The organism is Arthrobacter sp. NPDC058127 (assembly GCF_042884555.1).
In the GTDB taxonomy this organism is placed as follows: domain Bacteria; phylum Actinomycetota; class Actinomycetes; order Actinomycetales; family Micrococcaceae; genus Arthrobacter.
In genome coordinates, this window is record NZ_JBHVTT010000001.1 from 128,167 (window position 1) to 145,584 (window position 17,418).

Consider the following 17,418-nt stretch of genomic DNA (forward strand, 5'->3'; position numbering starts at 1 on the left):
GGCAAGATCATGTCCGACAGCAGCGGCGTCGAAGAACCCACTGACGAGGAGACAAGCGGAGCTCCCGAGGAGCCGGAACTCAGGGGCCGTTACGTCGAGGGAGACTACGGCAAGACGGGAACGGAGCCCGGGCGGCACTCCGAAGACGAAGAAGGCCAATACAGCGAAGGCGACTACGGAGCGGCCGGCAGCCAAGGCGGCCTTCCCGAACCCTTGGGTGTGAAAGCCAAGGAATCCGGGCGCTACGCAAAAGCCGACCTCGGTGACGCAGGAGCGGTTCCGGGACGCACGGCGGAGTCGGAAATCGGCCAGTACGCGGAGGGGGACTATGGCGCGGACGGGGCGGTAGGACCGCTGCGCGAGGCGGCCAAACCACCGGTGCCGGCGGATGACGACGGCGAGGAGTGACGTAGTCGATTTACTTCGGGGTCGATTACTTGGGCCGGACCGGGCCCCCTTCAGCCTTGGCCCGGATGAAACTCAGATCTTCGGGGGAGAGGCTGACCTGGCTGTGCCGGTCGGCATCCGGAGTGATGCCGGTTTCCTGGTGGATTATTTCCGTGATGGTTCGCGGCAAGACCACACATCCGGGGTTGTCGGTTAGCCAATGGCGCGTTTCGGGGCTGAGCATGTCCCAGTGGTCCCTGATATTCATCTCCATGGATGACGCCTAACTGAGTGGGTGCAGAGAAAAATGCCGGCCGAGGCCGGTGCCGGGAACGTCTTCAGGATACGCCTGGGCATAGGGGAATGACAGGGGCGTCTTTCGTGTCCAACCGCCCCGCTTTCAGGGTTCCTTGACCGGCCTGGCAGGCCATGCCGCAGGCTGGTGATTGCGTCCCACCGCGGATGCGCCTAGCGTGATCAGACAAGAATGATGGGAAGAGTGTTTCCAGGCGGAGCCATGACATGGCAATTCAAAGCGACGGCGTAGGCTTCCGTTCCAAACGGGGCCCGGTACTCATTGCCCTGATGCTCTCGAGCGGCCTCGTCGCGATCGATGCCACGATCGTGGCGACCGCGGTGCCTTCGATTGTGCGTGAAATCGGCGGGTTTGCCTCGTTCCCATGGCTCTTCTCCGCGTACCTCCTCGCGCAGGCGGTCTCGGTTCCGGTCTACGCGAAGCTCTCCGACATGGCAGGCCGCAAACCGATCATTCTCACTGGCATTGGACTCTTCCTGCTGGGATCGATCCTTTGCGGGCTCGCGTGGAGCATGCCCACGCTCATCGCCTTCCGCGTGGTGCAAGGCTTGGGCGCCGGCGCGGTCCTCCCCGTGGCCATAACCATCGCGGGCGATATTTACACCCTCGCCGAGCGCGCGAAGGTACAAGGCTACCTCGCCAGCGTGTGGGCAACTTCTTCAATTGTCGGTCCCACACTGGGCGGGGTGTTCTCTTCGCTTGGAGTGTGGCGCGGAATCTTCCTGGTCAACATTCCGCTGTGCCTCGTGGCCGCCTGGATGCTGGTTCAAAGGTTCCAGGAGAACATCGAACGAGTTAAGCACCGCGTCGACTATCTTGGAGCCGCTCTTCTCACGGTCACCCTGACTTTGACCATCCTCGGGGCTCTGGAGGGTGGCCAGGCGTGGGCCTGGGACTCTCCGGTCAGCATCGCCGTGTTCGCCATTGGTTCGGTGTTGCTCGTTGCCTTCATCCTGGTCGAGCGACGAGCGGCTGAACCTGTCCTTCCGCCATGGGTCGTTTCGAGGCGCCTCCTCGCCACGACCGCGCTGATCTCCTTCGGTGCCGGGGCAATCGTGCTTGGCCTCACTTCCTACGTTCCCACGTTCCTTCAAGGCGCGCTTTCGGTGTCGCCAGTCACGGCGGGCCTGTCTCTGGCGGCCCTGACAATCGGCTGGCCGATCAGCGCCTCGCAGTCGGGCCGCTTCTACCTTCGGATCGGTTTCAGGGCAACAGCCTTGATCGGGATCACGGTCACCGTGATCGGTTCGGCGGCCCTCGCCATTACGGCCTACACACCTAACATCGTGCTCGTCGCGGGGAGCTGTTTCGTGGCCGGACTCGGCCTGGGGCTACTTGCAACCCCGAGCCTGATCGCAGCCCAGTCCAGTGTCGAATGGCACGAGCGCGGAGTCGTGACGGGCACCAACCTCTTCGCGCGTTCCATTGGCAGCTCGCTTGGCGTGGCCGTTTTCGGAGCCGTGGCCAATGCAATCTACGGCGCCAGCCCCGGTGGCGGGAAGAATTCGCAGGCAATTGTATTCGCGTCCGCGGCAGTGTTTCTCGCGGTCCTCGTGAGCGCCGCGCTCACCGTCGTCGCGGTCCTCGCAATGCCCGCCACGGCCCTGGAGGCTACTGCTCCGCAGGGCAAGGTGCCGGGCCCGCGGCTTCAAAAGGTGCGTCGGCCAAACGGACGGGACGGGAGCCCTTAGCTTGCGTCGTCGGCCGGGCTAGTTCCCCGGCTCCTCTGGAGGCTGATTCGCTTCGCGGCCACCTGTCCGGACAACGCGGATTTTCGTGGTCTGCGGTTCTGACTGTTCGGGGAGCTGGATACGGATCTCGAGGACGCCATCCTCGTACGTGGCTGCGATGCCGTCTTGGTTCACTCCGCGGGGCAGCGGAATGCTGCGGGACCGTTCGCCGTAGCGGAGCTCGGTGCGGTACCCCTTCTTGTCCACGCGTTCGGCATCCTCCTCGCGCCGCGCCTGGATATGCAGGGTGTCCTCGGCGACGCTGATGTCGACGTCGGTCTCGGGATCGATTCCCGGCAGATCCACCCTGACGACGAGCGTGTCACCCTCTTGGTATTGCTCGATGCGGAGCGAGGGGTCGGATTGGCCTTGAAGGAAGCGTCGGAGCGGCTCCGGGACTTCGAGTCCGCCGCGTCCGAATAGGTTGTCCATGATGACCTCCTGGTAGGTACCGGCTGCGGGTCAAGACAGAGCCGGGATGAGAAGAAAGCTACGCCTAGCAAGGTCCCGTGGATAGCCCCTCAGTCTGAGCCGACGTGGCGTCCACCACCGAACAACGCAATCTTGACGTCGGCTGTGCCGGGTCGGAGACTGAGCATAGGAGGCGCGCCGTGGGCAATTTACCGTGGATATTCGTGCTGCTCATCCCATCGCTGGGCTTCTTCTTCTTCCTGATTTACGCGAATATTCGTTTGTCAGCCAGGCGGAAAGCCCTTGGGTTACCCCCTCTAGGTCTGACTCCGCGTCGTTCCAAGACTCGACACCGGAAGCATCACAAGTATGTGATCATTCATCGCTTCAAACACTGAGAAGGGCTCCAGTCAGCTCTGATGGAAGTCCGGAGCCTTTGGGGCGTCGAGCATTCCGGCGATCTTCTCTTCCAGGGCTGCGACGGTCGCCTCGGGCAGGACGATCAGACCGTCCAATTCGCGCCGGGCGCGTTTGTAGGCTGTCTGCCGCTCTGCCGGCGTCGCTGCACTATCCGAAGCGATCCGAAGCAGCTTCCTGGCGGTCGCCAGCCGCTGGCGCTCGGGCTCAGTGAAATTGCTGTCCTTGATGCGTTTGGCTTCCCGCTCTGCTACATCGAACGCCAGTTCGAAGCCGCGGACGGCCGCGCGATACTCCGCAAGCCGGGCCGCCGTCGTGATTTCTCCCGGCGTTGCCGGACGCAAGCCGTCAGCTTCCCGTTTGGCCCGGAGAAATTCCACGGTGAGCGGCTCGCGGACATCCGACATGACCGGAAAATCAATGAGCTTAGCGACGTCGAGTTCGTATTCGAGCCAACGCCGGTTCACGGCGTCGTGTGCCTCTTGCAGCCGGACGACCTCGGCCTGGCTGGCGTGCTCCGCTTCCGCCGCGCGGTTCTTGAGCTGATAAAGCTCCACCCGGCGGCGGTGCCGCCGTTCGGTGGCCCGGGACCAGGACCGCGCCCAACCGCCAGCCAATCCGCTCAGCGGAAAAACCAGCCACCAGTAGTGGCTGACAAATTCGAGGAAGGGATTCACCGCTTCATCGTCCCACCGGCCCGGACCTGTCTCAAGAGGGCACGTCGGGCAGGCCTAGCCGACCTTCCGGAGCCAGTCCGTCAGGAGAGGCAAGACGACGGAGCTATGCATCGCTCCGATGTGGTCGAGGCCTGGAAGCACTTCGACATCCCACCCGGTGTCAATGAGGTCTTGCTTGCGTGCCATCAGGGGCTCGCCGATCCTTACGTGAACGTTGCCCCATGCCGGGCCGTAGTCGATCCGGTCGTCCGCCCCTGCGAAGGCAAGGCGGGGCAAACCCGGCGGGACTTCGGCGGCGGAATCGTCGAAGTCTTGCAGGGCCTCGTAGAGGGTGACGAATTGGCGGGTTTGTGCCTCGTTCGTTTGAACGGGCACCGAGTCCCAGTCTCCAGGCTCAACGTCAGCGGTAGGTGAAGGAACGACGTCGGCGGATTGTCCGGACATCGAGTGCGCTGCCCGGGTGACCGCCAACATGCTCTCGTAAGGCCCGTCGAGGGGTGGGTATCCGCCCATTACCAGTGCCCAGAGCCGGTCAGTGCGGATTGCGAGTTGCAAGCCGCAGAGTGCCAGCCAGGAGTAGCCGTAGTAAGCGAACGTGCCGGCATCAGCGGCGTCGGCGATGGCAAGAAGATCAGCCGTGACATTCCCGGGAGTAAGGGTGTCCGGTGCAGGGTGGGCCATCCGGTGACCTTCGTAATCGGCGATGACCACCCGGTGTGATCGCCCGAGTCCTTTGACCAGATTGGACCCCAGATCCGGATCAGCTCCCCAGCGGCGCATCGTTTCGGCTTCCTCCGGCGGATAGGCGGCGAAGCGGGCCGGGATCACCAGGGCGCGTCCGTTTCCGTGGATGGCGACGGGGATCGTCGTGCCGTCGTGAAGAACGGCTTCAGCGGTGTCAATCACGGCTTGCCCTCCATCTGGTTGCGGCCACTTGTGGTCTAGCTTGCCACCGAATTGCCGGTAACTGCCCTTGGTGCAGTCCCCGAACTTTGAAGCTTTCCCATCGACAGGCATCCTGGCCAGGAATAGCCTTAAGCCGTCCCATTGACCGACAAGGATGACGGAGAGGTACCGACATGGGAGCTACAGAAAACGCCGAATTGGTCCGGCGGGGATACGAGGCCTTTAATTCAGGTGATCTGGCGACACTCAGCGAGCTGTTCGCGGAGGACGCAGTCTGGTACGCAGCAGGAAACGGCGTACTGTCCGGGACGAAACAAGGGCGCGACGCCATCCTGGCCTATTTTGGCGAGCTGGGAGCGCGTTCCCAAGGTACATTCCAAGCGTCGGTGCAGGACATCGTCGGCGGAGAAAACCACACAATCGGACTCCAGCAAAGCCGCGCCGAAAGCGACGGAAAAACCCTGGACATTGCAACCGCCATCTCCTTCGTACTTCGCGACGGAAAGGTTGTAGAGGGCCGGGAATTCTTCGAGGACACGGCCAAGGCAGACGAATTCTGGACCTGAGTATCGGATTTGGATCCTGCCTGTGAAAACTCATTGACATCCCAGGTAGCAGGGTCTATTGCTTGGCATGTCCACACCCGACCACACCAGCAAGGAGCAGAGATGGAAGCCGCGCCCTACGGAGTCGTGCACTTCTTCCCAGGAGGCACCAAGGACCAATACGAAGCGTCAATTGCCGCTGTCCACCCAGGAGAGGGGCTCCTGCCCGAGGGGCAGACTTTCCATGCCGCAGGCCCGTCGGCCGGTGGCTGGACCATCATGGCCGTCCACGAGTCGAAAGAAAGTTGGGAGAAATTCCGGGACGGCATTCTCATGCCCCGCATGCAGGCGGGTATCGAGGGCGGATTCGAGTCGCCCCCGGAAGAGACCGTCGTCGATCTCTACAAGGTCATGCCCTAACGATTCAGAAGGCCGCCCCCAGGTCTCGAGGGCGGCCTCCGTCTATCCGCGGCGGAAGGGGAAAGGAAACAGTCATGGCGTCCATAGTGAACTACTTCGAAATCGGTTCGCCCGATCCCGAGAGCGCACGGACATTCTACGGCTCGCTCTTCGACTGGACTTTCGGTGAGTCCTCGCCTGCCAGCTACCAGATGGTGAATGGCGACAAGGGCGGGCTGTGGGACACGTCCTCTCTTGAGGGAACATCGTGGGCGATCTTCTACGTCCAAGTCGACGATGTGAAAGCCGCAATCGCCAGGGCCGAATCCCTGGGTGCGAGTGTAGCCATCCCGTTTGTCGACAACGGCGCGATCGAGTTCGCGCACCTTCTGGACCCGCACGGCAACCGTTTCGGTGTGTGGCGTCCCAAACAGCAAAGCTGAAGCGATGGACAACGCGCACGATTGCGACACTCGATGAAAAGGACGAAGTGAATTGACACTCGAGACATTGCCCGTGATCGATTTCTCCCGTCTGAATGCAGGCCCGGAAGCGGCCGCCCGATTCCGCGACGAACTGCGCGATGCCATGCATGAGGTTGGCTTTCTCTATCTCGCCGGCCACGGCATTCCCCAGGAGTTGACGGACGCCATTCTCGACGTGTCGCGCCGCTTTTTCGAGCTACCGGAAGAAGAGAAACTCGCGATCGAGAACGTCCACAGCCCCCAGTTCCGCGGCTATACCCGCGTCGGCGGCGAGCTCACCGACGGTGGGATCGACTGGCGCGAGCAGATCGATATCGGCGTCGAGCGCGATGCTGTTGAGCCTGGCCCGGGTGTCGCGGAATATTGGCGCCTCGAGGGGCCCAACCTGTGGCCGGCCGCGTTGCCGGAAATGCGGGACATTGTCTCAGAATGGACCGAACGGCTGAGCACTATCTCGCTGGCGTTGCTGCGGGCCCTGGCAGTTTCGCTTGGGGCGCCCGAGGACACTTTTGATGCGGCATTCGCCGCACGGGCGTTCCCTGTCCTCAAGATTGTGAGATATCCGGGGGAGTCGAACCCGGAACCCAAGCAGGGCGTGGGATCCCACCGTGACGGGGGAGTGCTCACGCTTCTCCTCGTTGAGCCCGGGAAGGGCGGTCTCCAGGTTGAGTACCAAGGGAAGTGGATCGACGCGCCACAAGTGCCGGGGACTTTCGTGGTCAATATCGGCGAAATGCTGGAACTGGCCACCAACGGCTACCTCAAGGCGACCCTGCACCGGGTCATCTCACCGCTTCGAGGCACAGACCGGATTTCCCTTCCCTTCTTCTACAATCCTGCACTTGACGCGACCATGCCGCAGCTTGCCGTGAGCCCGGAGTTCCAGGCAAAAGCCCGCGGCTTGTCGGTTGACCCGACGAACAGTCCGATTCTGGAAACCTACGGCGACAACGCCCTCCGCTACCGGCTTCGGGCCCACCCGAACGTCGTCGCGGAGCATCACGCCGACCTGCTGTGAACCTGACAGCGCGCGGCCGGATAATGGGGCCATGGATTTCGAATTGCTCACCATCCAGGACTGTCCCCACAGCTCGGCGGCCCGGGAACTGTTCTCCCGGGCCGTGGAACTGGAAGGGAACGATCCGGCCTTGATCGCGGTCAGGGAGATCATGACCGACGCGGAGGCCGAAGCCTCCGGATTCCACGGGTCACCGGCCTTCATGGTGGACGGAATCGACCTCTTCCCGTCCACTGCAGAGCCAGCCATGACGTGCCGCGTCTACCGCACGGCCGCGAGCCTCTCCGGCCTGCCCAGCCTGGAGTCGCTTCGAATCGCGATCCAGGCCAGGTTGGCCGCTTAACATCAGGCCGGAACGTGGACCCCTGCAACCACCGGGTGGTCCCGCCCAAGGTTGCCCAGCGCCGACGCCCCTTGCGGGGATCCGAGTTCCTCGAAGAACTCGACGTTCGCCCGGACATAGTCTGCCCACTCATCCGGAACGTCGTCCGAGTAGTAGATCGCCTCGACCGGGCACACGGGGTCGCAGGCGCCGCAGTCCACGCATTCTGACGGGTGGATGTAGAGCGAGCGTTCGCCTTCGTAGATGCAGTCCACCGGGCACTCGTCGATGCAGGCTTTGTCCTTGACGTCCACGCAGGGCTGAGCAATCACGTAGGTCATGGCGCGCTACACACCGGTGTAAACGGTCTTGCCCCACGTGAAGAAGTCCAGCGCGGACTTGCCCTGCTCGCGGAAGGTGTTGGTGGAGGAGTCCTTCACGCCGCCGAACGGCACGTTCAAGTCCAGGCCGGCCGTGGGACGGTTGACCTTGATGACGCCGGCCTGCGCCCGCGCGGCGAAGTCCGTGGCCAGGGCCAAGGAATCGGTGCAGATGCCTGCGGTAAGTCCGTAGCGGGAGCCGTTGATCGCTGCGAGTCCGGCCTCGTAATCCGGGACCTGCAGGACCGCGACAACCGGACCGAAGATTTCCTCCATCACAGCGGCGTCGTCAAACGGAATATCGGTGAGCACGGCGGCCGGGAAGAGCAGCGCTCCGGAGGGGTCGCCGTCGTACTCTCCGTGAAGGAGGGTGGCGCCGCGTTCGACGGCGGTGCGCACCGCGGCCTGGTCCTGCTCGAACTGCTGGCTGCTCACCACGGCGCCCATCTTGGCGCCGTCGAGCCCGTCACCGGCAGTGTAGCTGGCCGCCTCGGCTATGAGGGCTTCGAGGAAGGCATCGCGGATGCCCGGCGTGACATAGACCCGGGACGTTGCGGTGCACGCCTGGCCCGTGAGGCCGAACGCGCCGGCTGCGACTACCGCGGCGGCCTTGAGCGGATCGGCGTCGTCGAGGACCAGGACGCCGTTCTTGCCGCCCATTTCGAGCTGGACGCGGGCGCGGCGGGCGTTCAGGATTTCCTGGAGTCCGAGCCCCACTTTGGTGGATCCGGTGAAGGACAGCCCGGCGATGCGGGGATCGCGTGCCAAAGCGTCTCCGACCACGCGGCCCTTTCCGTGGACCACGTTGAATACTCCGGCGGGAAGTCCGGCGTCCTGGAGTGCGCGGGCGAGGTGCGTCGCCGAGAGCGGGGTCAGTTCGGCCGGCTTGATGACCACGGCGTTGCCGCTGATGAGTGCGGGGGCGGCCTTCCATGCCGGAATGGCGATGGGGAAGTTCCAGGGGGTGATGAGCCCGACGACGCCGAGCGGCTCGCGCCGGGTGGTGATGGTGGTGTCCGGGAGGCCGCTGGGAAGTACTTCGCCGGTGGCTGCCCAGCCGAGGGAGCCGAAGAAGCGCAGCACGTCCGAGGCGCGCTTGACCTCTCCCTTGGCTTCGGCGAGGGTTTTGCCTTCCTCACGGACGAGGTCCTCGGCGATCGCGCTTTGGCGATCTTCCAGCAGCTTGCCTGCGTTCATGAGGATGGCGCCGCGGGCCGGGGCGGGCAGGGCTGCCCAGGCCGGCTGGGCGGCGGCAGCGGCGGTGATGGCCGCGTCGACGTCGTCGGCGGTGCCTCGCGGGGAGAGTGCAGCGAGTTCCTCCGGTCGGGCCGGGTTGATTCGCTGGATTTCCGGCTCTCCGGTCCATTCGCCGTTGATCAAGTGCTGCGCTGCGGCAACATCCTGGCGGGTGGAAGTTGCGGCTTCGGTGGCGGTAGAAGTCATGGTAATCCTTTGGCTTAGCGGTTCGGATTGGGTATTGGGGCTGTTCGGGAGGCGATCAGGGCCTAGAGGCTCCGGATCAGGCCACCGTCGCAGCGAAGCGCGACGCCGGTGATGTACGAAGCGGGGGCGCTGCAGAGGAAGGCGCCGGCAGCGCCGAACTCCTCCGGTTCGCCGTAGCGTCGGGCAGGGATGGTCTTGCGCGACTCGAGTTGGATTTCCTCCGGTGTGGTGCCGCGGCGTTTAGCCGCCGCCCGGTCCAGTTCGGCGACGCGGTCGGTTGCGATGCGTCCTGGCAAGAGCATGTTGACTGTGACGGCGTCGAGGGCCACTTCCGCTGCAAGCGTCTTGAGGTAACCGGCCAACGCTGCACGGCCTGTGTTGGAGACGGCGAGGTTGGGCAAGGGTGCCACAACGCCGCTGGATCCGATGGCCAGGATCCGTCCCCAGCGCCGTTCCCGCATCCCCGGCAGGATCTTGGAGACAAGCGCATGGTGCGGCTTCACCAGCAGCTCGAACGCCGCCGCGATGTCGTCGGCGCCAAGGCTGGCGGCCGCCCCGGGCTTGGGGCCGGGGCCGTTGAGCACGAGGATGTCGATGGGGCCGAGCAGATCCACGGCGCGTTCGACGGCGGCGGTCACTCCTTCCGCGGTGCTCAGGTCGGCCTCGACAGCCACGGCGCTGTGGCCGTCAGCCTGCAGCTCCGCCGCGATCTTCTCGGCCAGTTCGCCACGCCGGCCCGTGATGGCCACCCGGACGCCTTCGGCCGCGAGTCCGCGGGCGACGGCCAGTCCCAGTCCTCCTGTGGAGGCGGCGACGAATGCGGTCTTGCCGCTGATTCCGAGGTCCATCAGAGCCTTCCTGCGGTGTGGGCGGTTGGGGTAAGGGAGAGATCCAAGGCCCGGGCCGCTTCAGCCAGGTGCGTCAGCATTCCGTTCCTGAGGACCTCCGGGAAAGGAGCCGCGGGCGGGCGGACACCGGAGTCCTTGATGAAGCCCCGCTCACGGAAGCATTCCTTCCGGACCGCCAAGGCAATCCGGGCCTGCTGCTCGAAGTTGATGAGCGGCAGGTACGGAAGCAGTGCGTCCCGGGCGGCGTCGTAACCGCCCGATTGCCAGGCACGGACGCAAGCCACGAGGGCTTCCGGGTAGGAGAACCCCGTCATGGCGCCGGCTGCGCCGGCCACCAATTCGTCCAGCAGCCCTTGACCTCCCAACCCGCCGAACACTGAAACGTCGACGGCGGCCGCCAGGTGGGCGATGGCCACACTGGTGGGCGGGGCCTCGGCCTTGACCGCGATAACGAACTTGCAGGCCTGGACCACGCAAATGAGTGCTTCCGTGCTGATGCTGACTCCGCTGGCCACCGGGTAGTCCTGCAGGACGACCTTGGCCCCGGTGGACTGGTGGATGGCGTTGAGGTGCGCGATGACAACCTCCGGCCGGGCCGAATTTGCCTGCACCATGACGGCGGCGAGCCGGTCTCCGGCCACTGCCTGGGCAGCCCGGATTTCTTCGACTGCCGTGCCCGTGAAGAGCGAGGTCACACCCACCACGAGAGGCAATCGGGTTTCTTCGACCACCACTTCCAGCGCCAGGCTGCGCTCCGATGCTGTCAGGGCGGCGGCCTCGCCGAAGACACCCAGGACAGTCAGCCCTGTGGCGCCAATGGATTCGTAGTGCTCCACCAACTGGGCCAGGCTGTCGGTGTCCAGATCGAGGGTGCTGCCCTGGAAGGGCGTGGCGACGACACCCCACACGCCGGGTGTCAGTGATTCCCGCATTGGATTGTCCTTCCGTTCGTGCTGAAGTTCGGTGTCTTGAATCTGTTCATGCTGCATTCAGCGGCCCGGCCACACAGGCGGGCGCTTTTCCTGGAAGGCGCGCACGCCTTCGGCGGAGTCTTCGCTGTCCAGTGCGGCCATGAGCGCCGGCAGCCTGAGGCCGCGGGCTTCCGCCGCGCCCAGGTGGCTGGTCCTGCTGACCATTTGCTTGACGGCCCGGACGGAGCTGGGCGCACAGGCGAGGATCTGGTCCACCCAGCGCTGCACCGCGGCGTCGAGCTCCTTCGCGGGAACCACTTCGTTGACCAGGCCCATCGATTGCATTTCCGCAGCCTCGGCCTTGCGGCCTGTGAGGAGCATGCCCATCGCTTGGGTGTAGGGGACGCGGCGCACCAGCTGGTGGATGCCGCCGTCGAGCGCCAAGCGCCCGACCCGCGGTTCGGTGAGGCCGAAGCGGGCCGTGTCCGCGGCGACGACGATGTCGGCGCCGAGGACGATCTCCATGCCGCCGCCCAGCGCGTAACCGTTCACGCGGGCAATGACCGGAATGTCCAGGCTCGTGCGCAGGCTCAGTCCGCCGAAACCGTTGGGGTCAAGCTCCGCCCAGTACTGCAGGCCGGTCTTGTCGACGGCAGAGGCGGACATGTCCGCCCCGACGCAGAAGGCCCGCGTTCCGGCGCCCGTGATGACGACGGCGCGAACGTCAGGATCGGCTTCGATCCGGTTCCAGATGTCATTCAGCCGGTCCTGGGCGCTCCCGTCGACGGCGTTGAGCACGTGCTGACGGTCGATCACCACCGTGGCCACGTGGTTCTCGATGGTCAGGGTGACCTGGTCAACGATCTTCTTCTCATCCATCGAAACAGTCACCGGAGGACTCCCAACTTCTGCAGGCGCTCGATGGCTTCGGCGTCGAATCCGTTTTCCATCAGGACCTCGACGTTGTGCTCGCCGAGCCGCGGCGCCACGCGGCGGACTGAAGGCGGCGTCGCAGACAAGCGAATCGGGGCATTGAGCATCTTCACGGTGCCGACGCCCGGGTGCTCGGCTTCCACGATCATGCCGTTGGCCTCGGTCTGGGCATCGGCGAGGGCCTGTTCCAGGGTGTGGACGGGTGCGTTGAGCAGGCCTTGGCTTTCCAGCTGGTTGGTCCAGTACTCGGTGGTGTTCGTGGCGATGCGTTCCCGGAAGATCGCTTGCAGGGCCGGCTTGTGCTTGAACTGCTGCTCAAGGTTGGCAAATTCGGGCCGCTGCGTGAGGTCTTCGTCCAGGCCCAGCGCTTCGGAAATCCGAGCCAGTGGATCGGGCGTGAAGCCGCCCACCATGCAGACGGCGCCGTCGGTGGTTTCAAAGACGCCGCTCAGCGGCATGGCGCCCCAATTGACTTCGTAGCCGCGGTTGAGCTGCATGCACGCCTCCTGCATCTGCAGGTGGAGCATGGAGTCGTACATCGTGACCTCGACCTTTTGCCCGACGCCGGACGACTCCCGGGTGCGCAATGCCAGCAGGATGCCTTGCATGAGGTGCATGCCCGTGATGTAGTCGCACAGCGTGGTGGGGTAGATGGCCGGCTTCACGTCGTCCGACTCGCGCCGCCACATCACGCCTGAGTAGGCCTGGGCGATCGCATCCTGGCCGCCCTTGTGGGAGTACGGCCCAACCGGGCCGAAGCCAGTGCCGGAGGCCCAGATGATGCCCGGGTTCCCGGCCTTGAGTTCCTCATAGCCGAAGCCCATCCGTTCCATCACGCCGGAACGGAAATTGCTGACGACGACGTCGGCGTCGGCCATGACCCGGCGGAGGACGGCCTTGCCCTCGTCCGTGCGGGTATCCACGGAAACGCTGCGCTTGTTCCGGTTGATGGACAGGAAGATGGGATTGTCCTGGCCGTCCTTGTCCGGGAACGAGTTGCGCGAGATATCGCCGGCACCCGGACGTTCCACCTTGATGATGTCCGCGCCGTAGTCGCCCAGGAGCTGGGTGCAGGACGGTCCCATGAACACCTGGGTGAAGTCCACGATCTTGATGCCGTCGAGCGGGAGCGGGATGCTGTTGGGCTTGGCAGCGGCGGCGGGCGCCGCCGTCGTGGTTTCCTCAAACTCATCGAGAAGGGTGTCGGTACTCATGCCCCCACCACCGCTTCGCTGTCGACGGTAGCGTTCGACGACGGGACGTCGCCCGGGTCCGCACCGTGCCGGCGCATGCCCTGCTGGATGTCCAGGGCGGAAACGTCGCGGACGAGGGTGCCGTTTTCGACCGCCAGCGCCGCGGCGACGCCGACTGCCTGGCCCATGGCCATGCAGGGCGGGATCTCGCGGGACATCTTCTGCGCTTCCGGGGTGGCCGAGTAGTGGCGCCCGGCGACGAGCAGCTGGTCCACTTCCTTCGGAAGCAGCGAGCGGTACGGGTAGTAGTAATCGCGTCCGCGGGCCACGGTGTCCGCGAAGTGGCGGCGGGAGGTGACGTCGTCCTTCGTCATGACGTATTCGCCCTCGAGCAGGCGGGTCTGCCGCACGCCCATCTGGGAGGCGACGTCGAGCATGAAGCAGTTCTCAAAGCCCGGCAGGTGGGCGCGGACATACTCCACGGCCTCGCTGATCCGGTCCCGTGCGGCAAACTCTGCGGCGGTCATGTCCGCGGGGTCCACGCCGTCGTACCCGGTCATGTGGGGAGCGTTGCACCAGACGACGCCGTCGATGGGCGTCTTGAGCCACCACAGTTCCCAGGCGCCCCCAAGGAGGCGCTTGATGGTGCGGTTGATGGCGCGGGCTTCCTTAGGGTTGGCCTGCTCGAAAGCCTCCGCGGCGGCTGTGTCTACGTTGCCGAGGCGGAAGACGAGGGTAGTGAGGTAGCTGTCCTTGATGTGGCTGGCGCCGGCACGGGAGGCGACGTCGATGTCTCCCGTCGTGTCGATGACGATGTCCGCCATGAACGCCTGCGGGCCGGACTTGGTCTCGCAAATGACGCCCTTGATGACGCCCTTGTCCACGATCGGGCGGGAGAACCACGAGTGGAGGCGGAGGTTGACTCCGGCTTCGCGGACCAGGTCGTTGGACACCCGCTTCCAGCCGTCGGGATCGAAGGCCGCTGCATAACAGATCGGCTTGGGGTTGGTGTGGGAGTGGAAGTCGAAGGTGCCGTAGCGGCCCCACTTGTTCCAGAGTTCCTCGGAGGTCTTGCGGTCATCGGCAGGTGGGACAATCGCCAGGCCGAGCTTCTGCAGCCGTTCCACGTACTCCGAAACGATGCCTGTGACCGTGATTTCCTGGCCGTTGATCATGTCGTCGAGCACCAGGACCATCCCTCCGGAGGCAAGTCCACCGAGCGCGGAGTAGCGCTCCAGGAGCGTGACGGATGCGCCGGACCGTGCTGCGGTGACCGCGGCGGCCACGCCGGCGGGCCCACCGCCGACCACGAGGACGTCGGAGCGGGAGATGACGGGTGCGGTGAGGTCCGCCGTCGTCGTACTGAGTTCCAGTGACGATGTGGTGGCAAAGGAGTTCATGGTGGAGGATCCTTACTTCCCGGCGGGCATGCCGTTGGAACGGTTGCCGGGGTATAGACGGAGTGCTCAGGAGGAGCCCGCTGCGATGCACGGAGCGGACCAGGCCTGGCGGAGGGCATGACGAGTAGAGGTCCCGGGGGACCTGGACACGGAAAGTTGAGATGTTTGCGAACGGACGTCCAAGGGTCCGTACGTGTATGGGAGCGAGCGGCGGCTAGCGCCGGCTGGTCACCATACGTGCGGGGCGTTGACCCAGATCGCTACGCATACCTCTTCGTAGCTGTTTTTGTACCAGTGAGGCGTATCCGAGGAGAAGGTGATCGAATCGCCCGCCTCTAGCGTGAAGCACTCACCGTCGAGGAAGATGTCCTTCTTTCCCGACAAGATGATGCCGAATTCCTCGCCGCTATGGCGGAAAGGGGTGGCGCTGGTGTCGTGGCCTGGCGGACTCACGATCCATTGGGCCTCCAACGCGCCATTGAGGTCCGGGGTCAGGAGCTCATAGACTGCCTCTCCCACGGACTTTTTGGTGACGCCTTTGAGGTTTCGCCGCTCGGACTTACGGACAACCGGCGACCTGGTTTCTTCCTGGCCGAGGAAGAACTTCCCCACGGGAATGTCCAGGCCATGAGCCAACTGCGCCAAGGTGGTGAATGATGGGTTGGCCAGACCACGTTCGATCTGGCTGACGATCGCCGGGCTGAGACCGGTGATTTCCGAGAGTTTGGACAGGGTCATCCCCTTGTCCTTGCGCATCGTGCGGACCTTGTTGCCGACAGTTGCAAGAAGTGCGCTCGTGCCGGCCGGTGAGGATGCCGTGATGATCTCGTTGGTCATGATCCAGCTTTCTCTCGGTGAGCTGACTCACATAACTATAGTGAAAAATTTTAGCGAATCAATGGTTTGGTGAAATTTTCTCGCTCGCCGGGTCAGCGGCGCCCTTGCGTCGGCAGACTCTTCAGCGCCGGCGGGGCAGTGGGGGCTATTTATCAAAAAGCATTGACCTGGTGAATATCTTCAATATAGTTAAGTGAGTCGCATCACGTGGGGCGTTTTGCAGCACGATCAGAGATGTGGGCGCTTAAGCCTTCTGGCGGAAGGCCCAGCCCAGCCCCACGTCCACCCTCGTGTTCCCCTATTGATCCCGCGACACCCAAGCAAGCCATCCACGCCCCCTATTACCGGACTGGATGTCCCCGTTTGCTTCAAAGCGCTACGAAGAGGCACGCGTAGCTATCTGGGCTAACTCGCTTCCCATGAGGTGAGCTGGTTCGGCAGCCCTGCCGGACCAAGCCAAAATGATAGTTTCGATCACCGTCCATACCCCCTGGATGTCAACGGTGATCCGTACCCTCACGCACCGCGAAGGTGCGGAGGAAGGAAAGAATCATGACTGACACTGTCGTCAAGAATGGCCCGGAGAGCGCCCGGAAATCGCGGCTCTCCCCGGAAATCCGCCGTGGGCTGCTGGGCCTCGGACTCGGGAACACCCTTGAGTGGTATGACTGGATGGTCTTCGGACTCCTGTCGGCCTTCATCGGGCCAAAGTTCTTCCCCTCGCAGGATCCCACCGCCGCAACCCTTAACGCCCTGGCGGTCTTCGCCGTCGGCTTCGCGTTCCGTCCGCTCGGCGGTGTCCTGCTCGGTACTTTCGCCGACAGAATCGGTCGTCGAAAAGTGATGCTCTGGTCCATCATGATGATGGCAGTCACCACGCTGATCATCGCCCTGTGTCCGACGTACCAGCAGATCGGCGGCGCGGCCGGCGTCATCCTCCTGATCTGCCGCATCGTGCAAGGCATCTCCACCGGCGTTGAAGCTCCGCTTTCCACCGCACACGCCGTCGAACTGGTTCCCGTGGGACGCGAAGGCTTCGTCGCCGGCATCATCTCCTTCTTCGTCAACTCGGGCATTCTCCTCGCCTCGTTGGTCAGCTACCTGTGCAGCCTGATGCTGAGCGGGGCTGTCATGGCCGACTGGGGTTGGCGTGTTCCCTTCATCGTGGGGGCAATCTTCGGTTTCATCGTGGTCTACCTTCGGCGCACTCTTCCGGAAACCATGCGGCCCGAGGAACTTGCGGAGAATTCCTCGAAAGCTGTTTGGGGCGGGGTACGCAAGCATTGGCTGAGCGTGCTGGCCATTACCTTCGTCGTTGGCGCTGCGCAGGCCTACAACTACGCCTGGAATACGGGACTTCCCACCGCGGCCCGCAGCGGCTTCAAAGAAGACGCGACTGCAGTCTTCGCCCTCACCACCATTCTTGGAGCTGTGCTGGTTGTCGGCAGCCTCGTGGTCGGCAAGCTCGCCGATGGCAAGTCGATTTCCAAGTGGTTCCTGATCACCCGTGCGCTGTCCATTCCTTCGGTCTTCCTGATGCTCATGTATGTCCGTCCAGGCATCGGCGGATTCGCCGCGGTCCTCCTGGGCGGCTCGGTTGTCCTGGTCCTCAACATGACCCTGTACAACGTCGTCACCAGTTCCCTGATGCCAAAATCCTGCCGCGGCGCCGGAACTTCCCTTGGCTACGGAATTGGTGTGGCGGTCTTCGGTGGCACGGCGTCCTACCTCCTGGTCTGGCTCCAGTCGATGAATGCATCGTGGATCTTCCCGGTTTACGTCGCCGTGCTGTCCGTGTTGAGCATTGTGTTCTACCTGCTGGCACGGCGAAAGAGTGGCATCTTCATTGGAAGCTAGGAA

Annotated in this window: 20 protein-coding genes; 8 read left to right on the plus strand and 12 right to left on the minus strand. The window is 64.0% G+C overall.

What is annotated here, in order from left to right:
• The first annotated feature begins 9 nt into the window (after positions 1-9).
• Positions 10-408 (plus strand): hypothetical protein, encoded by a 399-nt coding sequence (locus ACFVTG_RS00635; RefSeq protein WP_390277213.1) that lies wholly within the window; start codon positions 10-12, stop codon positions 406-408.
• Between the two features lie 25 nt (positions 409-433).
• On the opposite strand, the gene ACFVTG_RS00640 is transcribed toward ACFVTG_RS00635, so the two are convergent.
• Complete coding sequence (locus tag ACFVTG_RS00640) at positions 434-661, minus strand: hypothetical protein (protein ID WP_284754244.1); 228 nt, start codon at positions 659-661, stop codon at positions 434-436.
• A 248-nt stretch (positions 662-909) separates the two neighbouring features.
• On the opposite strand from ACFVTG_RS00640, the gene ACFVTG_RS00645 reads away from it, so the two are divergent.
• On the plus strand, positions 910-2,394 hold the full coding sequence (locus tag ACFVTG_RS00645) for an MFS transporter (protein ID WP_390277215.1): 1,485 nt from the start codon (positions 910-912) through the stop codon (positions 2,392-2,394).
• A gap of 18 nt (positions 2,395-2,412) precedes the next feature.
• Here the strand turns inward: ACFVTG_RS00645 and ACFVTG_RS00650 are convergent, their stop codons facing one another.
• From ACFVTG_RS00650 to ACFVTG_RS00660, 3 genes are all read right to left on the minus strand, one after another.
• On the minus strand, positions 2,413-2,865 hold the full coding sequence (locus ACFVTG_RS00650) for an Hsp20/alpha crystallin family protein (RefSeq protein WP_390277217.1): 453 nt from the start codon (positions 2,863-2,865) through the stop codon (positions 2,413-2,415).
• A 389-nt stretch (positions 2,866-3,254) separates the two neighbouring features.
• Positions 3,255-3,938 carry a hypothetical protein gene (locus ACFVTG_RS00655; RefSeq protein ID WP_390277219.1) on the minus strand — a complete coding sequence of 228 codons (684 nt, stop codon included), beginning with the start codon at positions 3,936-3,938 and terminating at the stop codon, positions 3,255-3,257.
• A gap of 54 nt (positions 3,939-3,992) precedes the next feature.
• Positions 3,993-4,844: an alpha/beta hydrolase gene (locus ACFVTG_RS00660; RefSeq protein WP_390277221.1), complete on the minus strand. Its 852-nt coding sequence runs from the start codon at positions 4,842-4,844 to the stop codon at positions 3,993-3,995.
• Positions 4,845-5,017: 173 nt separating this feature from the next.
• On the opposite strand from ACFVTG_RS00660, the gene ACFVTG_RS00665 reads away from it, so the two are divergent.
• From ACFVTG_RS00665 to ACFVTG_RS00685, 5 genes are all read left to right on the plus strand, one after another.
• A complete protein-coding gene (locus ACFVTG_RS00665; RefSeq protein ID WP_284754253.1) occupies positions 5,018-5,410 on the plus strand; it encodes a nuclear transport factor 2 family protein in 393 nt (130 codons plus the stop codon).
• 102 nt (positions 5,411-5,512) lie between these two features.
• The gene (locus ACFVTG_RS00670) at positions 5,513-5,809 is read left to right on the plus strand and encodes a hypothetical protein (protein ID WP_390277223.1); all 297 of its coding nucleotides are present in this window, start codon (positions 5,513-5,515) and stop codon (positions 5,807-5,809) included.
• A gap of 74 nt (positions 5,810-5,883) precedes the next feature.
• Complete coding sequence (locus tag ACFVTG_RS00675; RefSeq protein ID WP_390277225.1) at positions 5,884-6,231, plus strand: VOC family protein; 348 nt, start codon at positions 5,884-5,886, stop codon at positions 6,229-6,231.
• Positions 6,232-6,283: 52 nt separating this feature from the next.
• Positions 6,284-7,291: an isopenicillin N synthase family oxygenase gene (locus ACFVTG_RS00680; protein WP_284754258.1), complete on the plus strand. Its 1,008-nt coding sequence runs from the start codon at positions 6,284-6,286 to the stop codon at positions 7,289-7,291.
• A 31-nt stretch (positions 7,292-7,322) separates the two neighbouring features.
• On the plus strand, positions 7,323-7,634 hold the full coding sequence (locus ACFVTG_RS00685; protein ID WP_390277227.1) for a hypothetical protein: 312 nt from the start codon (positions 7,323-7,325) through the stop codon (positions 7,632-7,634).
• Positions 7,635-7,636: 2 nt separating this feature from the next.
• Here the strand turns inward: ACFVTG_RS00685 and fdxA are convergent, their stop codons facing one another.
• The 8 genes from fdxA to ACFVTG_RS00725 all read right to left on the minus strand — a co-directional run bounded on the left by fdxA (position 7,637) and on the right by ACFVTG_RS00725 (position 15,558).
• Entirely contained in the window at positions 7,637-7,954 is a 318-nt protein-coding gene (fdxA, locus tag ACFVTG_RS00690) for a ferredoxin (RefSeq protein ID WP_390277229.1), read from the minus strand.
• 6 nt (positions 7,955-7,960) lie between these two features.
• On the minus strand, positions 7,961-9,436 hold the full coding sequence (locus tag ACFVTG_RS00695; RefSeq protein ID WP_390277231.1) for an aldehyde dehydrogenase family protein: 1,476 nt from the start codon (positions 9,434-9,436) through the stop codon (positions 7,961-7,963).
• A gap of 62 nt (positions 9,437-9,498) precedes the next feature.
• Positions 9,499-10,284, minus strand: coding sequence for an SDR family oxidoreductase (locus ACFVTG_RS00700; protein WP_390277233.1), 786 nt, complete (start codon positions 10,282-10,284; stop codon positions 9,499-9,501).
• A complete protein-coding gene (locus ACFVTG_RS00705; protein WP_390277235.1) occupies positions 10,284-11,216 on the minus strand; it encodes a dihydrodipicolinate synthase family protein in 933 nt (310 codons plus the stop codon). The genes ACFVTG_RS00700 and ACFVTG_RS00705 overlap by 1 nt, the downstream gene beginning before the upstream one ends.
• Positions 11,217-11,273: 57 nt before the next feature.
• Positions 11,274-12,074: an enoyl-CoA hydratase-related protein gene (locus ACFVTG_RS00710; RefSeq protein WP_390277913.1), complete on the minus strand. Its 801-nt coding sequence runs from the start codon at positions 12,072-12,074 to the stop codon at positions 11,274-11,276.
• 8 nt (positions 12,075-12,082) lie between these two features.
• Positions 12,083-13,342 (minus strand): CaiB/BaiF CoA transferase family protein, encoded by a 1,260-nt coding sequence (locus ACFVTG_RS00715; RefSeq protein WP_390277237.1) that lies wholly within the window; start codon positions 13,340-13,342, stop codon positions 12,083-12,085.
• Positions 13,339-14,721, minus strand: coding sequence for an FAD-dependent oxidoreductase (locus ACFVTG_RS00720; protein WP_390277240.1), 1,383 nt, complete (start codon positions 14,719-14,721; stop codon positions 13,339-13,341). Before ACFVTG_RS00720 ends, ACFVTG_RS00715 begins: the two co-directional genes overlap by 4 nt.
• 228 nt (positions 14,722-14,949) lie before the next feature.
• Positions 14,950-15,558, minus strand: a complete 609-nt coding sequence (locus ACFVTG_RS00725) for a helix-turn-helix domain-containing protein (RefSeq protein ID WP_390277242.1) — start codon at positions 15,556-15,558, stop codon at positions 14,950-14,952.
• Between the two features lie 552 nt (positions 15,559-16,110).
• On the opposite strand from ACFVTG_RS00725, the gene ACFVTG_RS00730 reads away from it, so the two are divergent.
• Complete coding sequence (locus ACFVTG_RS00730; RefSeq protein ID WP_390277245.1) at positions 16,111-17,415, plus strand: MFS transporter; 1,305 nt, start codon at positions 16,111-16,113, stop codon at positions 17,413-17,415.
• Positions 17,416-17,418 lie beyond the last annotated feature (3 nt).